The organism is Sphingobium cupriresistens LL01, assembly GCF_001046645.1.
In the GTDB taxonomy this organism is placed as follows: Bacteria; Pseudomonadota; Alphaproteobacteria; order Sphingomonadales; family Sphingomonadaceae; genus Sphingobium; species Sphingobium cupriresistens.
Window position 1 is genome coordinate 1998350 of sequence record NZ_KQ130434.1, and the last position, 20924, is coordinate 2019273.

Annotated in this window: 21 protein-coding genes; 16 read left to right on the top strand and 5 right to left on the bottom strand. The window is 64.6% G+C overall.

Annotated features, from left to right (window positions below):
- Window positions 1–9 precede the first annotated feature (9 nt).
- From V473_RS09635 to V473_RS09645, 3 genes are read left to right on the top strand one after another with little or no spacing between them, the layout of a single operon-like run.
- Window positions 10–1128 (top strand): DUF3089 domain-containing protein, encoded by a 1119-nt coding sequence (locus V473_RS09635; RefSeq protein WP_066603096.1) that lies wholly within the window; start codon window positions 10–12, stop codon window positions 1126–1128.
- 32 nt (window positions 1129–1160) lie between these two features.
- Window positions 1161–1634 carry a Holliday junction resolvase RuvX gene (gene ruvX / locus V473_RS09640; RefSeq protein WP_066603098.1) on the top strand — a complete coding sequence of 158 codons (474 nt, stop codon included), beginning with the start codon at window positions 1161–1163 and terminating at the stop codon, window positions 1632–1634.
- A 1-nt stretch (window position 1635) separates the two neighbouring features.
- Window positions 1636–2046 carry a Rap1a/Tai family immunity protein gene (locus tag V473_RS09645; RefSeq protein WP_066603100.1) on the top strand — a complete coding sequence of 137 codons (411 nt, stop codon included), beginning with the start codon at window positions 1636–1638 and terminating at the stop codon, window positions 2044–2046.
- A 66-nt stretch (window positions 2047–2112) separates the two neighbouring features.
- On the opposite strand, the gene V473_RS09650 is transcribed toward V473_RS09645, so the two are convergent.
- Window positions 2113–2496, bottom strand: coding sequence for a MerR family transcriptional regulator (locus tag V473_RS09650; RefSeq protein WP_066603103.1), 384 nt, complete (start codon window positions 2494–2496; stop codon window positions 2113–2115).
- Window positions 2497–2564: 68 nt separating this feature from the next.
- Between V473_RS09650 and V473_RS09655 the strand changes: the two genes are divergently transcribed.
- Complete coding sequence (locus V473_RS09655; RefSeq protein ID WP_066605438.1) at window positions 2565–3329, top strand: MauE/DoxX family redox-associated membrane protein; 765 nt, start codon at window positions 2565–2567, stop codon at window positions 3327–3329.
- A 52-nt stretch (window positions 3330–3381) separates the two neighbouring features.
- On the opposite strand, the gene V473_RS09660 is transcribed toward V473_RS09655, so the two are convergent.
- The 3 genes from V473_RS09660 to serB form a co-directional block, all read right to left on the bottom strand.
- Window positions 3382–4842, bottom strand: a complete 1461-nt coding sequence (locus tag V473_RS09660; RefSeq protein WP_244884364.1) for a L,D-transpeptidase family protein — start codon at window positions 4840–4842, stop codon at window positions 3382–3384.
- 92 nt (window positions 4843–4934) lie between these two features.
- Window positions 4935–5189, bottom strand: coding sequence for a hypothetical protein (locus V473_RS09665; protein ID WP_066603109.1), 255 nt, complete (start codon window positions 5187–5189; stop codon window positions 4935–4937).
- 198 nt (window positions 5190–5387) lie between these two features.
- The gene (gene serB, locus V473_RS09670) at window positions 5388–6263 is read right to left on the bottom strand and encodes a phosphoserine phosphatase SerB (protein ID WP_066603111.1); all 876 of its coding nucleotides are present in this window, start codon (window positions 6261–6263) and stop codon (window positions 5388–5390) included.
- Here serB and miaA point away from each other — a divergent pair.
- The 8 genes from miaA to leuA all read left to right on the top strand — a co-directional run bounded on the left by miaA (window position 6262) and on the right by leuA (window position 14531).
- On the top strand, window positions 6262–7206 hold the full coding sequence (miaA, locus tag V473_RS09675) for a tRNA (adenosine(37)-N6)-dimethylallyltransferase MiaA (protein ID WP_066603113.1): 945 nt from the start codon (window positions 6262–6264) through the stop codon (window positions 7204–7206). The two genes, serB and miaA, sit on opposite strands and share 2 nt — an antisense overlap.
- A 104-nt stretch (window positions 7207–7310) precedes the next feature.
- Window positions 7311–9062, top strand: a complete 1752-nt coding sequence (locus tag V473_RS09680; protein ID WP_066603116.1) for an acetolactate synthase 3 large subunit — start codon at window positions 7311–7313, stop codon at window positions 9060–9062.
- 10 nt (window positions 9063–9072) lie between these two features.
- Window positions 9073–9432: a hypothetical protein gene (locus tag V473_RS09685; protein WP_066603124.1), complete on the top strand. Its 360-nt coding sequence runs from the start codon at window positions 9073–9075 to the stop codon at window positions 9430–9432.
- Window positions 9432–9947, top strand: coding sequence for an acetolactate synthase small subunit (ilvN, locus tag V473_RS09690; RefSeq protein ID WP_066603127.1), 516 nt, complete (start codon window positions 9432–9434; stop codon window positions 9945–9947). The genes V473_RS09685 and ilvN overlap by 1 nt, the downstream gene beginning before the upstream one ends.
- A 184-nt stretch (window positions 9948–10131) precedes the next feature.
- Window positions 10132–11151 carry a ketol-acid reductoisomerase gene (gene ilvC / locus V473_RS09695; protein WP_066603130.1) on the top strand — a complete coding sequence of 340 codons (1020 nt, stop codon included), beginning with the start codon at window positions 10132–10134 and terminating at the stop codon, window positions 11149–11151.
- Between the two features lie 247 nt (window positions 11152–11398).
- Window positions 11399–12022: a YceI family protein gene (locus V473_RS09700; RefSeq protein ID WP_066603133.1), complete on the top strand. Its 624-nt coding sequence runs from the start codon at window positions 11399–11401 to the stop codon at window positions 12020–12022.
- 3 nt (window positions 12023–12025) lie between these two features.
- The gene (locus V473_RS09705) at window positions 12026–12781 is read left to right on the top strand and encodes a YceI family protein (RefSeq protein WP_082679055.1); all 756 of its coding nucleotides are present in this window, start codon (window positions 12026–12028) and stop codon (window positions 12779–12781) included.
- Window positions 12782–12857: 76 nt separating this feature from the next.
- Window positions 12858–14531 (top strand): 2-isopropylmalate synthase, encoded by a 1674-nt coding sequence (leuA, locus tag V473_RS09710; RefSeq protein ID WP_066603135.1) that lies wholly within the window; start codon window positions 12858–12860, stop codon window positions 14529–14531.
- A 122-nt stretch (window positions 14532–14653) separates the two neighbouring features.
- Here the strand turns inward: leuA and V473_RS09715 are convergent, their stop codons facing one another.
- On the bottom strand, window positions 14654–16021 hold the full coding sequence (locus V473_RS09715) for a M20/M25/M40 family metallo-hydrolase (RefSeq protein WP_066603142.1): 1368 nt from the start codon (window positions 16019–16021) through the stop codon (window positions 14654–14656).
- 187 nt (window positions 16022–16208) lie between these two features.
- On the opposite strand from V473_RS09715, the gene V473_RS09720 reads away from it, so the two are divergent.
- The 4 genes from V473_RS09720 (at window position 16209) to trmFO (ending at window position 20918) form a co-directional block, all read left to right on the top strand.
- Window positions 16209–17510 carry a dicarboxylate/amino acid:cation symporter gene (locus tag V473_RS09720; protein ID WP_066603146.1) on the top strand — a complete coding sequence of 434 codons (1302 nt, stop codon included), beginning with the start codon at window positions 16209–16211 and terminating at the stop codon, window positions 17508–17510.
- 258 nt (window positions 17511–17768) lie between these two features.
- Window positions 17769–18832, top strand: a protein-coding gene (locus tag V473_RS22900) for an IS630 family transposase (RefSeq protein WP_148648355.1) whose coding sequence is annotated in 2 segments (ribosomal slippage) — window positions 17769–18260 and window positions 18263–18832 — 1062 coding nt in all. Because the reading frame shifts where the segments join, the coding sequence is not laid out codon by codon here.
- Between the two features lie 284 nt (window positions 18833–19116).
- On the top strand, window positions 19117–19302 hold the full coding sequence (locus V473_RS09740; protein WP_066603158.1) for a helix-turn-helix domain-containing protein: 186 nt from the start codon (window positions 19117–19119) through the stop codon (window positions 19300–19302).
- A gap of 272 nt (window positions 19303–19574) precedes the next feature.
- Complete coding sequence (gene trmFO / locus V473_RS09745; RefSeq protein WP_066603159.1) at window positions 19575–20918, top strand: methylenetetrahydrofolate--tRNA-(uracil(54)-C(5))-methyltransferase (FADH(2)-oxidizing) TrmFO; 1344 nt, start codon at window positions 19575–19577, stop codon at window positions 20916–20918.
- The last annotated feature ends 6 nt before the right edge of the window (window positions 20919–20924 follow it).

A 20924-nucleotide genomic window follows, 5' to 3' on the forward strand; every position in this document is an offset into this window, starting at 1 on the left:
AGAGCATGGGTGGCCCGCAAATTCCTCTATATCATCGCGGCTCTGGTCGTGCTGGTGATCGCCGCGCTGCTCATCTACCGCATATGGGGGATGCAGATCATCCGCCTGGTGATGGTGCCGCGCGAAGCCTTCACCCGGCTCCAGCCGCTGCCCGCCAACGCCTATGACGGCGCCGATATGTGGCTGGCGCGGCCCGACATCGTGAAGGACAATGTCGCGCTCTGGACTCCCGCCGGGGTCACCACGCCCAAGACGAGCCAGAAGGCCGCCATTTTCTTCATCCACCCGACCAGCTACATCACCACCTTTGGCGACGCGCACTGGAATGCGCGGATCGGCGACAAGGAAGCGGACGCCACCGCCCGCCGTTTCGTCATGGGACAGGCCAGCGCCTTCAACGCCGCCGGCGCGGTCTGGGCGCCGCGCTATCGCCAGGCCAATTACGGCGCTTTCCTGACCGACAAGCCGGCCGGCGACCAGGCATTGGCCGCCGCCTATCGCGACGTGGCCCAGGCCTTCGCCACCTTCCTGAAAGCCAATCCCACCGGCCCGCTGATCCTGGCCGGCCATAGCCAGGGGTCGCGCCACCTGCTGCAACTGCTGCGCGAACAGGTGGCGGACAAGCCGGTCGCCGACCGCATCGCCGCGGTCTATGCCGTGGGTTGGCCAGTATCGGTGGAGGCGGATCTGCCCGCGCTCGGCCTGCCCGCCTGCGGCCGGCAGGACCAGGCGCATTGCATCGTCAGCTGGCAAAGCTATGCCGAACCGGCCGATCCCTCCGCCGTGGTCGAAAGCTTCGAACGCAAGACCGGCTATACCGGCAAGCCCCGCAAGGGCACGCACATGCTTTGCACCAACCCGATCACCGGCGCGTTCAACGGCGCGGCCCCGGCCAGCGCCAACAAGGGCACGCTCGACGCGCGCGAACAGGGCCAGCCGCCCAAGCTGCTCACCGGCATCGTCCCCGCGCGCTGCGACACCAGCGGCGTGCTGATGATCGGCGAGCCGGTCGACATGGGTCCGTTCACCCTGCCGGGCAACAATTACCACGTCTATGACTACAGCCTCTTCTGGGGCAATGTGCGCGAGGATGCGCAGAAACGACTGGCGGCTTTCACCGGCAAGTGACTCTTGTCTGAAGACGTGGCAGGGCGAACGCCATGACACTGGTTACAACGGATCGCGCGGCCTTCCGCGCGGCGCTGCCGCAGGGCGGACGGCTGATCGGCATGGATGTCGGCACGAAAACGATCGGGCTGGCGCTGTGTGACGCCGAATGGTCGATCGCCAGCCCCGCCTACACCGTCACGCGCGGCAAGTTCAGCAAGGACAAGATCGGCCTGGCCGCCTTCATGACGCAGCAGAATGTGAAGGGCATCGTCATCGGCCTGCCGCTGAACCTCGACGGCACCAATAGCCCGCGCAGCCAGTCGAGCCGCGCTTTTGCCCATAATGTCGCGGACCTGGGCTGCCCGGTGCTGCTGTGGGACGAACGCTGGTCGACCCAGGCCGTCACCCGCACCCTGCTGGAAGCCGACGCCAGCCGCGCCCGCCGCGACGAACTGGTCGACAAGCTCGCCGCCAGCTATATCTTGCAGGGCGCGATCGACGGTCTGGTGGCGGGAATGGAGTGAGATGACCATGCAGCCCCGCCATCTTCTCTACGCCGTCCTCCTCGCCACCGGCGCGGGCCTGCCGACCGCGGCGCAGGCCGGCTTCTACAGCGGCGACGAACTCTACGCCGTCTGCACGACCGACAAGGATGGCAAGGATTATTTCGAAAAATCCTATGAATGCGTCGGCTATATCAGCGGCGCGGTCGATGCGTTCAACACGACGCGGGAGGCCAACAAACTGAAAAGCTGCATCCCCGGCGACGTGACGATCAACCAGTTGCGCGTGGCCACGGTGGATTATCTGGGCAAGAACCCGATCGACCGCAAGAAATCCGCCTCCTCCCAGGTCTTCGCCGCGATCCGCAAGGCCTGGCCCTGCGCAAGTGCGGCCAAGGCGCCGGCGAAGAAGAAGAGCCGCAAGAAGCGCTGAGGGCGGTTGGCAGAAGGGCGCGGCGCTTTTGGGTAGGTAGACTCTACTCCGCCTGTTATTCCACTCTCACCCCTCGAACGCCGCGATGATCGGGCACGGCCCTTCCTCGCTCGCATGACATTCCCGCGCCAACCGCTCCAGAGCGCTCCGCGCCGCCTGCAATTCGGCGATCTTAGCGTCCAGCGCCGCGATCCGATCCGCCGCCAGCGCCCGCGCCCGCGCCCGGTCCTGTCCGGCGTCCAGTTGCAGCAACTCGCCGATCTGCTCCAATGTGAAGCCTGCCCCCTGCGCCGAGCGGATGAAGCCCAGCCGCCGCGCATCACTGTCACCATAGCGGCGCACGCCCTCGCCCCGCTCTGGCGTGTCGAGCAGGCCGCGCCGCTGATAATAGCGCACCGTCTCCACATGTACCCCGGCCGATCGGGCCAGTGTGGAAATCGTCATGCTCATCTCTTGACTCCGTACCATGATACGGCCCCTATATGGGGCGCATCCGTCCCATGACCAAGGATGCCAAGATGACCAGCCCCGACCCCAAAACCGGCGAACGCAGCGCCAGCATCTATCGCATGGTGATGCCCGGCCATATCTGCCCCTATGGCGTCAAGGCGCGCTGGCTGCTTAAACGCCATGGCTATGATGTGGACGATCACTGGCTGAAGACCCGCGCGGAAACCGACGCATTCAAGGCGCAGCATGACGTCAAGACCACGCCGCAAATCGTCATCGACGGTCAGCGGATCGGCGGCCATGACGATCTGCGCCGCTATCTCGGCCTCAAGGTCAAAGACCCCAACGCGACCAGCTATGTGCCGGTGCTGACGGTGTTCGCCGTGGCGGCGCTGCTGGCGCTGGCGGTCAACTGGCTGACCTTCCTGCCGCTGCTGTCCTTCATGACGCTGGAGCGGTTCGTCGCGATCGCGATGATGCTGCTCGCCATGCTGAAATTGCAGGATGTGGACCGGTTCGCGACCATGTTCCTGAACTACGACCTGCTCGCCCGCCGCCTGCCGCCCTATGGCCTCGTCTATCCCTTCCTGGAACTGGGCGCGGGCGTGCTGATGCTGACGCGGACGCTCGACTGGCTCTCGATCCCTGTCGCCCTGTTCATCGGCGGCATCGGCGCGGTGTCCGTCTTCCAGGCGGTCTATGTCGAAAAGCGCGACCTCAAATGCGCCTGCGTCGGCGGTAGCAGCACCGTGCCGCTGGGGTTCGTGTCCTTGACCGAGAATGTGATGATGATCGCGATGGCGCTGTGGATGGTGGCTGGGATCGGACATTAAAGCCAGCACCCGTTCGGGCTGAGTTCAGGGCGAACGGGTTTACAAATTCGTCCTACTCCCCGTCCCGCCCATAGACATCGGGCAGGAACTGCACCCCCTGCGCGGTCGGCACGGCGGTCAGATAGGTCAGGAACACCGGCACCGGCTGGGGCAGCGGTTCATGCTGTTCGGGCGCATCGCTGTCGGTCGTCGGCGTCTTGCCAAAGAACCAGCGCCCCAGCCGCTGCGCATCCTCCAGCCGGACGCAGCCATTGCTATAATGGCGATCCTCCTTGGCGAACAGGTCGCGCTGGGGCGTGTCGTGCAGGTAGATGCCCAGGTCATTGGGGAACATGAACTTGATCCGCCCCATGGCGTTGTTGCCGCCCGGCAACTGGCGCACGCGCACTTCGCTCTGCCCGGCCGCCACCGCCCGCCAGTCGATCGCGCTCTGCGCCAGCGGCGCAGGATTGGCGCTCCAGTCGGACAGCGCTTCATAACGCAGGCTTTTCAGCGACGCGCCGCTCAGGATCTTGGGCGCAACCTTGCGCTCCACCAGGTCGGACGGAATGTTCCAATAGGGGTTGAGCGTCGCATAACGGATCATCCCCGCCATCATCGGCGTCTGCGTTTCCTTCGTCCCGGCGACGACCTTCATCGTGCCGTCCAGCGCGCCCTTGCTATAATACCAGAGCCGCGCCGATGCGGCGTCCACCACGACATGGCGGGTCCAGGGGCCGGGCAGGACGCGCGCCCGCTCCAGATTGAGCGCCAGCAACCGGTCGTAGCGGTCCGGCCCGTCGTTCAGCGCCGCAATCGTCATCGCGCCGGCGACGCCGTCGGGCTTGAGGCCATGGTCGGTCTGGAACGCCTTCACCTTCGCCGCCAGCGCCTTGTCATAGGCGATGCCGTCCGACAGGCCGAGCCGATGGCGCAGCAGCGTGATTTCTGGCGCCTTGCCGCCGGGGCGCAGCTTGACGCCTTCGGGGATCTGCACCGCGGGCAGTCCGCCCCATGTGTCGAGATAATGCGCCCGCGCGCTGCGCAACCGCATATAGAGCGCACTCATCCACCCGGCGGTCTGGATATAGTCGGTGAGCGATGGGGCCAGCGATGCGGCGCGCACGACATCTGCCGGGCTGGGCGGTTTGGGTTCCGCCTCCTGGTCGATATAGCGCATCTTCACGCCCCTGGCCGGGCGGCGCATGTCGGCGACCAGCGCGGCGAAGGCGCGCGACAGAGCGAGGTCGGCGCGGGCCAGCGCCTTGGTATTGCCCTCGGTGTCGGCCACGTCGATCAGGCGCTTGAGGTCGCGCGCGTCATAGTCGCGCGGGCTCAGGCCATCGGCCTCGCTATCCGCGATCAACGCCAGCAGCGCGTCGGCCTGCGGTCCGATGCGATCCTGCTCGACCCAAAGCGGCCAGAAGCCGCGCGGGCTGTAGAAATCCTTGAGCTTGCCGCTCACGCCCGCGCGAATTTCGGCGGCGACGCTCGATTGGGCGGCCTTGTCGGCCGCGGCGCCCTGCGCCTGCACCCCATGGGGAATTACGGCGGCGGCCAGCAGACAGGCGATCAGGCGAAGCGAAGGGGCGCGACGAACTCGCCGCGCCCGAAAAACCGCTTGGATCAGCCGCGTTCTCCCCGGCGCGTCGGCGGCGGTGGCGGTGGCGGCGGGCAGGGCGGACCCTGGACGGCGTGGTAGATGCCATCGGCGGTATAATAGCCATCGACATAGCCGTCGCCATCGCGATCGGCCGCGACGGTGCCGGCAATGGCGCCGGGTCCGACCGGCGGCGCGGCCGTGACCGGCGCCTCATTCTTGGCGCAAGCGCTGAGCGCCAATAGCCCGCCAGCGGCCAAGGCCAGATATTTATAGTGCATAGAAACTCCCTGAACGCCTGGGCGGCAGGCCGCCTTGCGCCGTTAGACTCCTCGCCGCGACCCATGCGGCTCGATCCCAACGTGCGGGCACGGAATAAAATCCATTACTCGAACGAAATGACGATGAAACGTGGCCGATCAGCGGCGAGCCGCCGTAAGCAGACGAAGGTGTTCCCGCGTAGGCGGGAACACGCTGCCCTACTCAGCCCATTCCGCCGAGGGGATGCCCTGCGCATAGAGCAGCACCGACAGGTCGCTATGCACGATCTCGGCGGCGGCGGCGGCGCGCGTCACCGGCTTGGCGCGATAGGCGACGCCCAGCCCCGCGCCCTGAATCATCGGAATGTCGTTGGCGCCGTCGCCCACCGCCAGCGTCAGCGCCCGGTCGATCCCGCCCGCGATCGCCGCCTCCAGTTCCGTCCGCTTGCGCGCGGCGTCCACGATGGGCGTGGTCACGGTGCCCAGCAAGGCGCCGTCGGCGATCTCCAGCACATTGGCGACGTTCGCGTCGAAACCGATCTCGTCCGCCACCGGCCCGGTGAAGCGGGTGAAGCCGCCCGACACCAGCAAGGTCTTCGCGCCCCGCGCCTTCATCGTGCGGACCAGCGCCTTGGCCCCGCCCATGATGACCACGCGCTCTTCCCTGCACTGGTCGATGGCGCTGTCGGGCAGGCCCTTGAGCAGCGCGACCCGGCCATGCAACGCGCCCTCGAAATCCAGTTCGCCGCGCATCGCCCGCTCGGTGATTTCGGCGATCTGCGGCTTGATGCCCGCATAGTCGGCCAGTTCGTCGATGCACTCGACGGTGATCATGGTCGAATCCATGTCCGCGATCAGCAGCATCTTTGCGCGGCCCTCTACCGGCTGGACGATCACGTCCACCTTGTCGCCCACGCCGGTCAGCGCCGCGCGGGCCGCGACCGGATCGATCGTGAAGAAGAGATCGGCGGCCTTGCCCTCGTCCAGCCATGCGACATCGCCCGGTTCGCAGCCTGCATTGCGCAACCGATCAGCGGCGGCGGCAATATCCCCCTGCCCGATTCGATCACTTGCCACTAAGGTCGCGACGAACATGCACACTCCTGAACCATCTTCGAGCGAATCCCGCCCGCGCGCCGCGCTTATTGCCGGACCCACCGCCAGCGGCAAGAGCGCGCTGGCCATCGCGCTCGCCAAAGCCACCGGCGGCATCGTCATCAATGCCGACGCCAGCCAGGTCTATGCCGACCTCGCCATCCTGTCCGCCCGGCCGAGCGCGGCGGAAATGGGCGACGTCCCCCATCGCCTCTTCGGCCATATCGATGGCGTGGAGGCTTGCACCGCCCCGCGCTGGGCGGCCGAGGCGAAGGCGCAGATCGATGCGGCCCATGAGGCTGGCAAGCTGCCGGTGCTGGTCGGCGGCACCGGCCTCTATATCCGCACCCTGCTGGACGGGATCGCCCCGGTGCCGGAGATCGACCTCGACATCCGCGCCGCCGTGCGCGCCCTGCCGGTCGCCGACGCCCATGTCGCGCTAACCCGCGAAGACCCCGAAGCCGCCGCCCGCCTGGCCCCGGCCGATGCCACCCGCATCGCGCGCGCGCTGGAGGTGGTGCGCTCGACGGGCCGCCCGCTCAAGATATGGCAGCAGCATAAGGCAGGCGGCATCGCGGGCCGCATCACCCTGGCCCCCATGATCCTGCGCCCGCCGCGCGACTGGCTGGTCGACCGCTGCGACCGCCGTTTCGCGCAGATGGTCGAGGCTGGCGCGATCGCCGAAGTGGAGGCGCTGCTGACCCGCAACCTCCACCCCGACCTGCCGGTGATGCGCGCGATCGGCGTGCCGGAGATCGCCGCCTATCTGCGCGGAGACAGCGATCTGGACAGCTGTATCGCGAAGGCGACCCTGGCCACCCGCCAATATGCCAAGCGCCAATATACCTGGTTCACGAACCAGCCCCCGCCGACTTGGCCGCGCGAGGAACGAGAGATAGATGCCAAAATTACCGACGAATTAGTAATTAAATTACAACAATAGGGGTTGACCCGTCATTTTATGTCTACTAGAGGCAGCCTCCTTGCCATCGCAGGCGTGCTGTCGCAAAGGACGTCGCCCTGCACCTAGAACAGAAGGATTTCATCGTGGCCGAAAAGAGCGGCGCGGACATATTGGTTGAATGCCTGATCGATCTCGGTGTCGAGGTCGTGTTCGGCTATCCCGGCGGCGCGGTGCTGCCGATTTATGACGCGCTCTACAATCATCCCACGATCAAGCATGTGCTGGTCCGCCACGAACAGGGCGCGACCCACATGGCGGAGGGCTATGCCCGATCGACCGGCAAGCCCGGCGTCGTGCTGGTCACGTCCGGTCCCGGCGCGACCAATGCCGTCACCGGCATCACCGACGCGCTGATGGATTCGATCCCGATGGTCGTCATCACCGGCCAGGTGCCGACGCAACTGATTGGCACCGACGCCTTCCAGGAAGCCGACACGATCGGCATCACGCGCCACTGTTCCAAGCACAACTATCTGGTCAAGACGCCCGGCAAGCTGGCAGAAGTGATTCATGAGGCGTTCCATATCGCCACCACCGGCCGCCCCGGCCCGGTCGTCGTGGATATCCCCAAGAACGTCCAGATCGCGACCGCGCCCTATGCGAAGCCGCAACTGAAGGTCCATGCCAGCTACCGTCCGCAGACGAAGGCGGACGCGGCGGGAATCGACGCGGCGGTCGAAATGCTCGCCGCGGCCGAACGCCCGGTCTTCTACACCGGCGGCGGCGTCATCAACTCCGGCCCGCAGGCGAGCGCCTTGCTGCGCGAACTGGCGGCGCTGACCGGCGCGCCCGTCACATCGACGCTGATGGGCCTGGGCGCCTTTCCCGCGTCGTCCGAGCAATGGCTGGGGATGCTGGGGATGCACGGCACGTTCGAAGCCAATTGGGCGATGAACCAGGCCGACCTGATCCTGTGCATCGGCGCCCGGTTCGACGATCGCGTCACCGGCCGTCTGGACGCCTTTGCGCCGGGCAGCCGCAAGGTGCATATCGATATCGACCGCAGCTCGATCAACAAGATCGTCGATGTCGATGTCGCCATCGTCGCCGACGTCGCCAGCGCGCTGGACGACATGATCGCGCTGTGGAAGCAGCGCGGGCACCAGAAGGCGGACCTGACGCAATGGTGGTCGCGGATCGATGGCTGGCGTGCGAAGCGCAGCCTGGACTATGCCGAAAACGGCGTCGAGATCATGCCCCAGCGCGCGATCGCGAACCTCTATGCCGCGACGCAGGCGACCGGCAAGGACGTCATCATCACCACCGAAGTCGGCCAGCACCAAATGTGGGCGGCGCAGCATTTCGGCTTCGACGCGCCGAACAAGTGGCTGACGTCCGGCGGCCTTGGCACCATGGGCTATGGCTTCCCGGCCGCCATCGGCGCGCAGATGGGCAATCCCGACAGTATCACCATTTGCATCGCGGGCGACGCCTCGATTCAAATGAACATCCAGGAACTGGGCACCGCCAGCCAGTATCGCCTCCCGGTGAAAATCTTCATCCTGAACAATGAATATATGGGCATGGTTCGCCAGTGGCAGGAACTGACCTATGAAAGCCGTTACTCCAACAGCTATTCGGACAGCCTGCCCGATTTCGTGAAGCTGGGCGAAGCCTATGGCTGGACCGGCATCCGGATCGAGGGGCCGCAGGAGCTGGAGGCCGGCATCCGCCAGATGCTGGAAACCGACGGTCCGGTGATCGTCGATTGCCGCGTCGCGAAAATGTCCAACTGCTTCCCGATGATCCCGTCGGGCGCATCCCATACCGACATGCTGCTCGATCCCAACCAGATTGCCGGCGTGATGTCGGACGAGGCGAAGGCGCTGGTATGATGGCCGTCCTGTGACGCAACATCTGAAGCTCCGCATCCATGTGACGGAGCCTTGGGATTTCGAACGGATCGCGGGCACGGCCGACATCGTCGGCTGGACCACCGATCATGCCGTCCCGGACAATGAGGAATGGGAAGTGCATCTGGACGAGGGGTTCGACTTTAACGGGCGGCATATCGGCACGCTGCTGGCCGGTCCCCGCTATGTGGGCGAACATCTGGTCCGCATGTTCGACGCGGTGACGGGCTTTCCCGTTCGCCTCGCCCATCGGCAGGACGGCGGCTGGCACTATGCCTTCACCGCGATGATTTCACAGCGCCATGACGATCATGATGGCGCGGCAGTTACGGATAACGGGACAAGCATCTGATGCATATCCAGGAAGAACTCAGCCAGCGGCACGTCCTGTCGCTGACCGTTTCGAACGAAGCGGGCATATTGGCGCGCATTGCGGGCCTGTTCACCGCGCGCGGCTATAATATCGACAGCCTGACCGTGGCGGACATCACGCAGGACCATGGCGTCAGCCGCATCACCATCGTCACCAACGGCCCGCCCAAGGTGATCGACCAGATCATCGCCCAGCTTGACCGGCTGGTGCCGGTGCACAAGGTCACAGATCTGACCGAAGCCGGTCCCTTCGTGGAGCGCGAACTGGCGCTGGTGAAGGTCGCGGGCGTGGGCGAGGACCGGATCGAGGCGCTGCGTCTGGCCGACGTGTTCCGCGCCAAGGTGGTCGATACGACGATCGAGAGCTTCATCTTCGAAATCACCGGCACGACCGAGAAGATCGACAATTTCGTCGGCCTGATGCGCCAGATCGGCCTGGTCGAAGTCGGCCGCACCGGCGTCGTCGGCCTGATCCGCGGCAAGGAAGCGAACTGAGGATTTGACCCCTCTCCCACGGGGGAGAGGGAGGGGCCCGCCGCGCAACGGTGGGAGGGTGAGGGCGACGCAAGCGCCAACACCCGGTGGTTCCCCCTCACCAACTTCGACTAGGGCCTGTCGGCCCAAGTCTTCGTATCCTCTCCCTCAAGGGAGAGGGTCAGGATATGAAAAGGGAAGAGACATGAAGGTTTATTACGATCACGACGCGGACATCGGCCTGATCAAGGGCAAGAAGGTCGCCATCCTGGGTTACGGCTCGCAGGGTCACGCCCATGCGCAGAATCTGCGTGACAGCGGCGTCGCCGAAGTCGCCATTGCGCTCCGCGCCGGTTCGCCGTCCGCCAAGAAGGCCGAAGGCGCAGGCTTCAAAGTTCTGCCCAACGCCGAAGCCGCCGCCTGGGCCGACGTGCTCATGATCCTGGCCCCCGACGAGCATCAGGCCGCCATCTATGCCGACGACATCCACGCCAACCTGCGCCCCGGCGCGGCGCTTGCCTTCGCCCATGGCCTCAACGTCCATTTCGGCCTGATCGAAACCCGCAAGGACGTGGACGTCATCATGATCGCGCCCAAGGGTCCGGGCCACACCGTGCGCTCCGAATATCAGCGCGGCGGCGGCGTTCCCTGCCTGATCGCCGTCCATCAGGACGCGACCGGCAATGCGCATGACATCGCCCTGTCCTACGCCAGCGGCGTCGGCGGCGGTCGCAGCGGCATCATCGAAACCAACTTCCGCGAAGAATGCGAAACCGACCTGTTCGGCGAACAGGCTGTCCTCTGCGGCGGCGCGACCGCGCTGGTCCAGGCCGGTTTCGAAACGCTGGTCGAAGCCGGCTACGCGCCGGAAATGGCCTATTTCGAGTGCCTGCACGAACTCAAGCTGATCGTCGACCTGATGTATGAGGGCGGCATCGCCAACATGCGCTATTCGATCTCGAACACCGCCGAATATGGCGATATCAAGACCGGCCCGCGCATCATCACCGAAGAAACGAAGAAGGAAATGAAGCGCGTGCTGGCCGACATCCAGTCGGGCCGCTTCGTCAAGGACTTCGTGCTCGACAACCGCGCCGGCCAGCCGGAGCTGAAGGCCAGCCGCATCGCCGCCCAGCGCCACCCGATCGAGGAAACCGGCGCCAAGCTGCGCGCCATGATGCCCTGGATCGGCGCCAACAAGCTGGTGGACCAGGAAAAGAACTGACGGTCACAAAAACCGTTCGTCCTGAATAGCCATTGAGCGAAGTCGAAATGGCGTATCGAAGGATGCTTCGATACGAGGCTTCGACAAGCTCAGCCTCTACTCAGCACGAACGGCGTTGTGCTCAATTCTCCTGCTTCCATCTTGCGGCCGAAAAGGGAACGATCCGTTTCCGGTTACGGCTCTGGAACAATCGAGGGGCGTGGCTTATTCAAGCTGCGCCCCTTGATCGTTTTGGAGAGTCTGTCTCATGAAGAAGTTCCTCATCCCCGCCGCCGCCCTGATCGCTATTGCCGGCGGCACCGCACTCGTCGCCCAGATGCCAACCGCTGCGCCCGGCACCAAGGACGTCGCCAAGGTCACCGGCGGCGCCTATAAGGTCGATGGCGGCCATACGCAGGTCGTCTTCGCCTGGGACCATATGGGTTTCACCAATAATGCCGGCACGATCGCCGAACCGACCGGCACGCTGACGCTGGACAAGGCCAACCCGGCCGCATCCAAGGTATCGGTTGAATTCGCCGTCGCCAATCTGCGCACCGGCGTGGCGAAGCTGGACGAGCATCTGATGAAGGCCGATTTCTTCGATGCCGCCAAATTTCCCACCGCGACCTTCGTGTCCACCAGCGTCAAGCCCGAAGGCGCGAGCGGCGCCGAGATCACCGGCAACCTGACCATCAAGGGCGTGACCAAGCCCGTCACGCTGGACGCCGAATTTTACGGCGCTGGCGTGCAGCCGATGAGCAAGAAGGAAAATGTCGGCTTCGTCGCCACCGGCACGATCAAGCGCAGCGAATTCGGCATGGGCTATGGCGTGCCGGTCGTCGGCGACGCGATCGAGTTGAAGATCATCGCCGGCTTCGAAAAGCAATAAGCCGTGCGCCGTCCGGCACAAGCCGCGCTGCTCCTAAGCATCGTCGCGCTTGTGCCGGCGGCCGCCGCGCCGCCAGCCCTTTATGCACCCGGCCGCTATCAGGTCGATAGTGTGGCGACCAGGGTACATTTTCATGTGAAGGCGCTGGTCGGCGGCTATGAAGGCGACTTCGTCGCGCCCGAAGGCGCGGTGGTGATCGACTCTGCCCAGCCCGACCGCGCGACCGTCGACATCAGCTTCCCGGTCGAAAGGCTGACCACCGGCGACGCCTCCACCGACGCGATGCTGAAGGGCGACAGCTTCTTCGACATGGCGAAATTTCCCACCATCCGCTTTATCGCGCAAAACGCCCCGCTGGCGCGCAGCGATGCGCCCACGCCCATTGCCGGCGAACTGACGATGCACGGGCAGACCCGTCCCGTCACTCTCTCCGTCCGGCTGGTCGGCACGACCCTGAAAGAGGCGTCCGGCCCGGACGAAGCGCCGGGCCTGTCCACCATGCATTTCTCCGGCGCCATGACGGTCGAACGCAGCCAGTTCGGCATGGGCTTCGGCCGCCCATTCGTATCCGACAAGGTGGATCTCAGCATCGACGCCATTTTCAGCCGCGTCCAATTATGGTCTTTACCCCTCCCCCACAAAAGGGGTAAGGGGACGCATCATGCAGAGCGTCAGCCTTCTTACCCTGCTACGACTTACACGCCCTTAGGCGTGGTTTTTATGCTGCCTTTCGACTATGGGCAGCACCGATCCGCCTAAGGGCATTCATCGCAGTCAAGTCGTATACCGGAAAGCGCCGACCCGCGCGCCGCTGGCAAAGAAGTAGTTTGATCCCATGATGCTGACCGATCCCTCGCAGAAATACCGCGCCTTCCCGCAGGTGGACCTGCCCAATCGCCAATGGCCTGCGCAGGTCATCACCGCGCCGCCGCGCTGGCTGTCGACCGACATGCGCGACGGCAACCAGTCGCTGATCGACCCGATGAACGCGGAAAAGAAGCGCCGCTTCTTCGACCTGCTGCTCAAGGTCGGCGTCAAGGAAATCGAGATCGGCTTCCCCGCTGCGGGCGCGACCGAATTCGACTTTATTTCCGGGCTGGTCCGCGACGGCGCAATCCCCGACGACGTGATCGTGCAGGTGCTGACCCAGGCGCGCGCCGACCTGATCGCCACCACCTTCGAATCGCTGCGCGGCGCGCCCAAGGCGATCGTCCATGTCTACAACGCCGTGTCGCCCGCCTGGCGCAACATCGTGTTCCAGATGAGCCGGCCGGAGATCAAGGAGATCGCCGTCAACGCCGCCAAGCTGCTGCGCGACAATGCCGCCAAGCAGCCGGACACCGACTGGCATTTCGAATATTCGCCCGAAACCTTCTCCACCGCGGAGCTGGATTTCAGCCTGGAATGTTGCGAGGCGGTGATGGACATTCTTGCACCCACGCCCGATCGTCCGCTGATCCTGAACCTGCCCGCGACGGTCGAATGCGCGACGCCCAACATCTATGCCGACCAGATCGAATGGATGTGCCGCAACATCTCCAGGCGCGACAGCGTCGTCATCTCGCTGCATCCGCATAACGACCGCGGCACCGGCGTCGCGGCAGCCGAACTGGGCCTGATGGCCGGCGCGGATCGTGTCGAAGGCTGCCTGTTCGGCAATGGCGAGCGCACCGGCAATTGCGACATCGTGACCGTGGCGCTCAACATGTACACGCAGGGCATCAACCCGCTGCTGGACTTCAGCGACATTGACGAGGTCATCCAGACCGTCGAATATTGCAACCAGTTGCCCGTCCACCCGCGCCATCCCTATGCCGGCGAACTGGTGTTCACCGCCTTTTCCGGCAGCCATCAGGACGCGATCAAGAAGGGCTTCGCCGCGCAGGAAGCGCGCAACGACCTGATCTGGGACGTGCCCTATCTGCCAATCGACCCAAAGGATCTGGGCCGCGATTATGAAGCGGTGATCCGCGTCAATTCGCAATCGGGCAAGGGCGGCGTCGCCTGGGTGCTGCAACAGGACAAGGGCTATAAGATGCCCAAGCGGATGCAGGCCGAATTTTCCAAGGTCGTTCAGGCGATGGCCGACGAAAGCAGCCGCGAACTCAACGCCGCCGACATCTGGAGCGCGTTCCAGACCCATTACCGCCTGTCGGGGGATCAGGCCTATAGCCTGATCGACTATCATGAGAGCGGCGTGGCGGGCGACCGCATCTTCACCGGCAAGATCGTGCATGAAGGCGTGGAACGCTCCATTTCCGGGCGGGGCAACGGCCTGCTCTCTTCGGTGCTGGCCGCGCTGCGCGACGAGTTCGGCGTGCAGCTCGAAATCGCCGACTATAGCGAACATGCGATCGGCGCAGGCAGCGACGTGAACGCCGCCGCCTATGTCGAATGCCGCGCCCCCGACGGCCGCACCGTGTTCGGCGTCGGCACCGATGCGGATGTCGCGACGGCGTCGGTGCAGGCGGTGCTGTCGGCCGCCAACGGGATTGCGGTGCGGGGTTAAGCGCCTACCCGACACCTACCCCCGTTCGGTTCGAGCTTGTCGAGAACTGTTCTCGACGGACGCTTCTCGACTTCGCTCGAAGCTGCTCGAACCGAACGGGATAGAGAGGGTAAGCCCGTCCCCTACTTCGCCAGCCCGCGCACCACCGCGTCCCACTGCTCCAGCGATTCCCAAATCCCCGCCACCGGCACCCGTTCGTTCAACCCGTGGGCGAAGCCATCCTCCGCCTTCATGAACAGGCTGGACACGCCATAGCTCGGCACACCCAGCGCGCGAAAATAAAGGCTGTCGGTCGCCCCCGCCGACATGCCCGGCATCACCGCAATGTCGGGCGCCCGCGCCATCACCGCGTCGCGCACCACCTTCATCACGTCGGCGCGCAGGGGTGACGCATCGCTGGCCAGCGGATCGCCCAGCGTCTTCACACGCGCGCTCGGATCGGCCACCACCTTGACCAGTTGCGCCTTCACATCGTCGATCGCGACACCGGGGAAGATGCGGCAATTCACAACGACCTTCGCGCTCTGCGGCAGCGCATTGGGCGCATGACCCGCGCTCGCCATCGTCGCGACGCAGGTGGTGCGCACCTGCCCGACAAATTCCGGCCGGGTCGACAGCAGCTCCGCCGCCGCCGCATCGCCCGTATCGGCATAGCGCCGCATCGCCTGTCCCACGTCGCCGCCGATCCGGTCGGCGGACAGCGCCAGCGACGCCCTGGTCAGTGCGTTCCGCATCGGCGGGAACTGATAGGCCGCGATCGCGTCGATCGCCTTCGCCATCCGATAAATGGGATTGCCCGGCGTCGGGGCGCTCGAATGACCGCCCGCATCGGTGAAGGCGAATTCGAAATCCGCATAGCTCTTCTCGCCCGCCTGCAACTGGTACAGCACCGGCCTGCCCTCGTCGTTCAGCAGCCCGCCGCCGCCATCGCCGTTCAGCAGCAGTTCGATGTCCTTATATTGCCCCGCCAGCGCCTTGGTCGTCACCATGTCGGTTTCCTCGTCCCCCGACAAAAGCAGGATGACGGTGCGGCGCGGTTTCCAGCCTTCCTTCTTCAACTGCGCCATGGTCGCGACCATCATCGCGACGTCATATTTATTATCCTCCGCCCCGCGCCCGAAAATGTAGCCATTCTCCTCCACCGGCACGAAGGGATCGCGGGTCCAGTCCGCCCGGTCCGCCGCCACCACATCCATATGGCCGATCAGCGCCATGGGCTTCAGCGTCGGGTCGCTCCCCTTTATCGTCGCGGCGAGGGTCGCCGTCTCGCCCATCGGCGTGATGACGAGATCCGCCTCGGCAAAGCCCGCGGCCTTCAGCACGCCCGCATAATAGGCCGCCAGTTTGGGCACCTGCCCTTCGCCCTGCACCGTCTTGATCGCGACCGATCGCATCAAAATGGCCTTGGCCGCCCCGGCATCCGCCGCCGCCATCGCGCCCTGCGGCAGCGCCAGCAGCGCCAAAGCCGAACATGCGCCGCGCATCATCATAGTTTGCAACTCCCCGATGGATCGATATCGCCTGTCTGGCATAGCGGATCGGTCGCGCCAATGCGTTGATCCACCACAGCGGAAAGAGGGCCACCTTATCCCTGTTATACACACGTCAAGAATTGCTTGCGCGCAATCGGCCGACCGCCAACCGATATAGGCGGCCGGTCGCCCAGAGGAAACAGACATGGCCCTTCCGTATCGCAGTTTCGGATTTCAGGTTCTGGCCGGCATGGTCGTTGGCCTCTTGCTGGGCCTCGTCGCCCGCCAGATCGGCACGGGGCCGGATGGCGACCTCAACTGGCTGGCCACCGCGCTCAAGACGGTCGGGTCGATCTTCGTCTCGCTCTTGAAGGCGATCGTGCCGCCCTTGGTCTTCGCCGCCATCGTCGCGTCGATCGCCAATCTGCGCGCGCTGGACAACGCCGCGCGGCTGGCCGGGCAGACCCTGCTCTGGTTCGCCATCACCGCGCTGATCGCCGTCGCGATCGGCATCGCGATCGGCGTGATCGTCCAGCCCGGCGCAGGCCTGCACGGCACGGCGCTCGCCATGGGCAAGAACGAGAATATGGGCGGCTGGCTCGATTTCCTCAAAGGGCTGGTTCCGGCCAACAGCCTGGCGCTGTCGGGCAGCACCAAGATCACCGACGGCAGCGCCTCCACCAGCATCAGCTTCAACATCCTGCAACTGCTGGTCATTTCGATCGCGGTCGGCCTCGCCACCCTGAAGGTCGGGGAAAAGGCCGACCCCTTCCTCGGCTTCGTCCGTTCAGCTCTCGCGGTGGTGCGCGCGCTGCTCGGCTGGGTGATCCGCCTGACCCCGATCGGCTCGGCCGCGCTGATCGGCGCCGCCATCGCCACCTATGGCTGGAGCGCGCTGGCGCAACTCGGCGCCTTCACCGCCGCCATCTATTTCGGCCTCGCGCTGGTGCTGCTGCTCGTCTATCCGCTGCTGCTGGTCGCCAATGGCCTGAAGCCCGGCCCCTATTTCGCCAAGGCCTGGCCCGCGATCCAACTGGGTTTCGTGTCGCGCTCCTCGGTCGGCACCCTGCCCGTCACCGAAGCCGTGACCGAGCGCCTCGGCGTCGACAAGGGCTATGCCGCCTTCGCCATTCCGCTGGCCTCCACGACCAAGATGGACGGCTGCGCGTCGATCTATCCCGCGCTGGCGGCGATCTTCGTCGCGGGCTTTTACGGCATCCCGCTGCATTTCGTGGATTATGCGCTGATCGTGTTCGTGTCCGTCATCGGATCGGCCGCGACCGCCGGGCTGACCGGCGCGATCGTGATGCTGACGCTGACCCTCTCGACGCTGGGCCTGCCACTGGAGGGCGTGGGGCTATTGCTGGCGATCGACCCGATTCTGGATATGGGCCGCACCGCGGTCAACGTCGCGGGCCAGGTGCTGGTCGGCGTGATCGTGGCCAAGCGCGAGGGGATTTTGGACGAGGCGGCTTATTATGGGGATGGGGCGTTGGTGGGGGTTTGAAGACACCTGTCGCTATTTAGGCTCCGGGCGAGCGATCGCTCAAACGCTCTCTCTCCTTTAACGGTTTTCCGGCCGCATTGCCTCCAGCCACTCTTTTGGAGGCGAGTCGGTCGATGCTTGGCGATCTTCTTTTTCTAGTCCAAATGCAGTCATAACGAAGAAGTCACTTATACCATCCGTCCGTGATGCTGACTCACGTGGGGGATTCCCAAAGCGGCGAAACTATGAATCTATGTCTTCGGGTTGGAGGGCATTGTCATGGGTGCAGCGATTGGATTGCGAGACGACTATGATGCAGCGGGCTTGAGGCGACTGGCGCGGACGACGAAGAGCGCGAACCAAGGACGCCGACTGCTAGCTTTGGCGGAAATCTATGATGGCGCGAACCGCAGCGATGCCGCGCGCATCGGCGGAGTGACCCTGCAGATCGTGCGGGATTGGGTGGTGCGGTTCAACGCCCGAGGTCCAGCCGGTCTCCTTGACGGCAAGGCCCCAGGCAAGCCGCCCTTGCTGAATGATATCCAGCGCCAAGCGCTCGCGGAGGTGGTTGAAAGTGGACCGATACCAGCGATCCATGGAGTTGTGCGTTGGCGGCTGATCGACCTGGCGCGGTGGCTTCATGACGAATTTGGGGTTTCTCTGACGGAAACGACCGTAGGGCGAGAATTGAAAAAGCTGGGCTATGTCAAATTGACGGCACGCCCACGTCACCATGCCCAGAATAAATATGCGATGGAAGACTTCAAAAAGGGGGCTTTGCAGCCGAGCTGGCAAAGATCAAGGCCGCCCTCCCGCGCGACACGCCCATAGAGGTATGGTTCCAGGACGAGGCCCGTATCGGCCAGAAAAACAAGATCACCCGCCGCTGGGCAAGGCGCGGCACCCGGCCTTCAGCGCCCAAGGATCAGAGGACCAAATCAGCCTACATCTTCGGCGCTATCTGCCCTGAGCTTGGCAAGGGCGCTGGCTTGGTCCTGCCCTTCTGTAATACCCAGACCATGTCGCTGCACCTAGCGGAGATATCGCTCGCTGTCGAACCAGGTGCCCACGGCGTGCTGCTGATGGATCAGGCCGGATGGCACATGACCGGGAAGCTAGAAGTACCCGATAATATCAGCATCGTTCCGCTGCCGCCAAAATGTCCTGAACTCAACCCGGTCGAAAATATCTGGCAGTTCATGCGCGATAACTGGCTATCCAACCGCATCTTCACGTCCCACGACAACATCGTCGACCTTTGCTGCGAAGCCTGGAACAGGCTGATCGATCAGCCCTGGCGCATCATGACAATTGGACGCCGCAAATGGGCACGTGGGTCGTGATCAATGCAGGTTGGTATTAGGCCGAAGTTCTTCCGGTCGGCGTATGGAAGGTTGTGCAGCAGAGCATATTTCTCAACCAAGGGTCGAAACTTACCGTACCACAAGAGCGCGGACGCTACGTTGACCGACGCACAGGAAAAGGCGTTTAAGCGGATGACGGCCGCATTGAAGGAGGCGTTACGATGAAGACTGAAGATTTCGACGGCATTATGGCGGGCCTCACCGATGCCATCGCCTAAGCCAAGGGCGATGGCGCGCGCGGGCATATTGTCGCTGGGCCGGATGTGAAGGCGATCCGTCAGGCTACCAAGCTGACGCAAGGCGCCTTCGCCAAGGCCTATCGCATTCCGGTGGGCACTGTGCGGGATTGGGAGCAGAATCGCCTCCATCCGGACGCGCCCGCCCGCGTTCTTCTGTCGCTGATCGAGGCCGATCCGGTGGCGATCCAGTCCTTGCTGGACAAGGCATAAGGCCATCCCGCCGCAACCCAAAAGAACACCACTTCGCAAAACCCCTCCTATTGCGAAGTCCGCTCTGCCAACCCCCACCCGCGCAAAAGCGAACCCTGCGACGGTGTGAACTTCGCAGTCTTCTCCAATCGCTCGTCGCGCCCAAAGCCCCTCACCGCACCCTGTCCTACTTGCCCGCCATCGGCTATAGAACTTGCCCAAAGCGGCGATATGTCCCACGGACGCCCGCACCATCCGCGTCCCCCAACACATGCCATAAAGTCATACGCATCATGTCCAATCATCAGGTCCATATCATCGGCGGCGGCCTCGCCGGAACGGAGGCTGCGTGGCAACTGGCGCAGGCCGGCATTCGCGTGCGCCTGTCGGAAATGCGCGGGAGCGGCGACATGACCCCCGCGCACCAGACCGAGGGGCTGGCCGAACTGGTCTGTTCCAACAGCTTTCGCTCCGACGATGCGGACAAAAATGCCGTGGGCCTGCTGCATCAGGAAATGCGGCGGCTGGACTCGCTCATCATGGCGAGCGCCGAACCGGCCAAGGTGCCCGCCGGCTCCGCGCTGGCGGTCGATCGCCATGTGTTTTCGGGCGCCGTCACCCGCGCGCTCGCCGATCATCCCAATGTGGAGATCGTGCGCGAACGGATCGACACGGTGCCGACCGAAGGCATGACCATCGTCGCCACCGGCCCGCTGACCGCCCCCGCGCTCGCCACCAGCATCGGCCAGGCGGCGGGGATGGAGCATCTCGCCTTCTTCGACGCGATCGCGCCGGTGATCCACCATGACAGCATCGACATGGACCAGTGCTGGATGGCGAACCGCTGGGACAAGATCGGCCCCGGCGGCGGCGAGGGGAAGGACTATATCAACTGCCCGATGGACAAGGACCAGTATCAGGCCTTTGTCCAGGGGCTGCTCGATGGCGAAAAGACCGAGTTCAAGGAGTGGGAGGCCAGCACCCCCTATTTCGAGGGCTGTATGCCGATCGAGGTGATGGCGTCGCGCGGGCCGGAAACGCTGCGCCACGGCCCGATGAAGCCGATGGGGCTGGACAATCCCCGCACCGGCCGCTGGCCCTATGCCGTGGTGCAGTTGCGGCAGGACAATGCGTCCGGCACGCTCTGGAACATGGTCGGCTTCCAGACCAAGCTGAAACATGGCGCGCAGGTCGAGTTGTTCCGCACGATTCCCGGCCTTCAGAACGCCGAGTTCGCGCGGCTGGGCGGGTTGCATCGCAATACCTTCATCCAGAGCCCCAAGCTGCTCGACCCGACTTTGCGCTTGAAGAGCGCGCCGCATATCCGCTTTGCAGGCCAGATGACGGGCTGCGAAGGCTATGTGGAGAGCGCCGCGATCGGCCTGATCGCCGGGCGCTTCGCGGCGGCCGAACTGCTCGGCCGCGCCCTGACCCCGCCGCCCGCCGACACCGCGCTGGGCGCGCTGCTCGGCCATGTGACCGGCAATGTGGTGAGCGCCGACTATCAGCCGATGAACGTCAATTTCGGCCTGTTCCCGACCCTGGACGAGGTCAAGAAGAAGCAGCGCAAGGAAGCCTATACGTCGCGCGCCCGCGCCTCGTTCGGCGCGTGGATGGGGGAGATGGAGTTGGCCTGACCCCTT

Excerpts from the sequence above, each read along its gene's own strand:
- ruvX (WP_066603098.1), top strand. The coding sequence starts at position 1,161 with ATGACACTGGTTACAACGGATCGCGCGGCCTTCCGCGCGGCGCTGCCG.
- V473_RS09645 (WP_066603100.1), top strand. The coding sequence starts at position 1,636 with ATGACCATGCAGCCCCGCCATCTTCTCTACGCCGTCCTCCTCGCCACC.
- V473_RS09650 (WP_066603103.1), bottom strand. The coding sequence starts at position 2,496 with ATGAGCATGACGATTTCCACACTGGCCCGATCGGCCGGGGTACATGTG.
- V473_RS09655 (WP_066605438.1), top strand. The coding sequence starts at position 2,565 with ATGACCAGCCCCGACCCCAAAACCGGCGAACGCAGCGCCAGCATCTAT.
- V473_RS09665 (WP_066603109.1), bottom strand. The coding sequence starts at position 5,189 with ATGCACTATAAATATCTGGCCTTGGCCGCTGGCGGGCTATTGGCGCTC.
- miaA (WP_066603113.1), top strand. The coding sequence starts at position 6,262 with ATGCACACTCCTGAACCATCTTCGAGCGAATCCCGCCCGCGCGCCGCG.
- serB (WP_066603111.1), bottom strand. The coding sequence starts at position 6,263 with ATGTTCGTCGCGACCTTAGTGGCAAGTGATCGAATCGGGCAGGGGGAT.
- ilvN (WP_066603127.1), top strand. The coding sequence starts at position 9,432 with ATGCATATCCAGGAAGAACTCAGCCAGCGGCACGTCCTGTCGCTGACC.
- ilvC (WP_066603130.1), top strand. The coding sequence starts at position 10,132 with ATGAAGGTTTATTACGATCACGACGCGGACATCGGCCTGATCAAGGGC.
- V473_RS09700 (WP_066603133.1), top strand. The coding sequence starts at position 11,399 with ATGAAGAAGTTCCTCATCCCCGCCGCCGCCCTGATCGCTATTGCCGGC.
- leuA (WP_066603135.1), top strand. The coding sequence starts at position 12,858 with ATGATGCTGACCGATCCCTCGCAGAAATACCGCGCCTTCCCGCAGGTG.
- V473_RS09715 (WP_066603142.1), bottom strand. The coding sequence starts at position 16,021 with ATGATGATGCGCGGCGCATGTTCGGCTTTGGCGCTGCTGGCGCTGCCG.
- V473_RS09720 (WP_066603146.1), top strand. The coding sequence starts at position 16,209 with ATGGCCCTTCCGTATCGCAGTTTCGGATTTCAGGTTCTGGCCGGCATG.
- trmFO (WP_066603159.1), top strand. The coding sequence starts at position 19,575 with ATGTCCAATCATCAGGTCCATATCATCGGCGGCGGCCTCGCCGGAACG.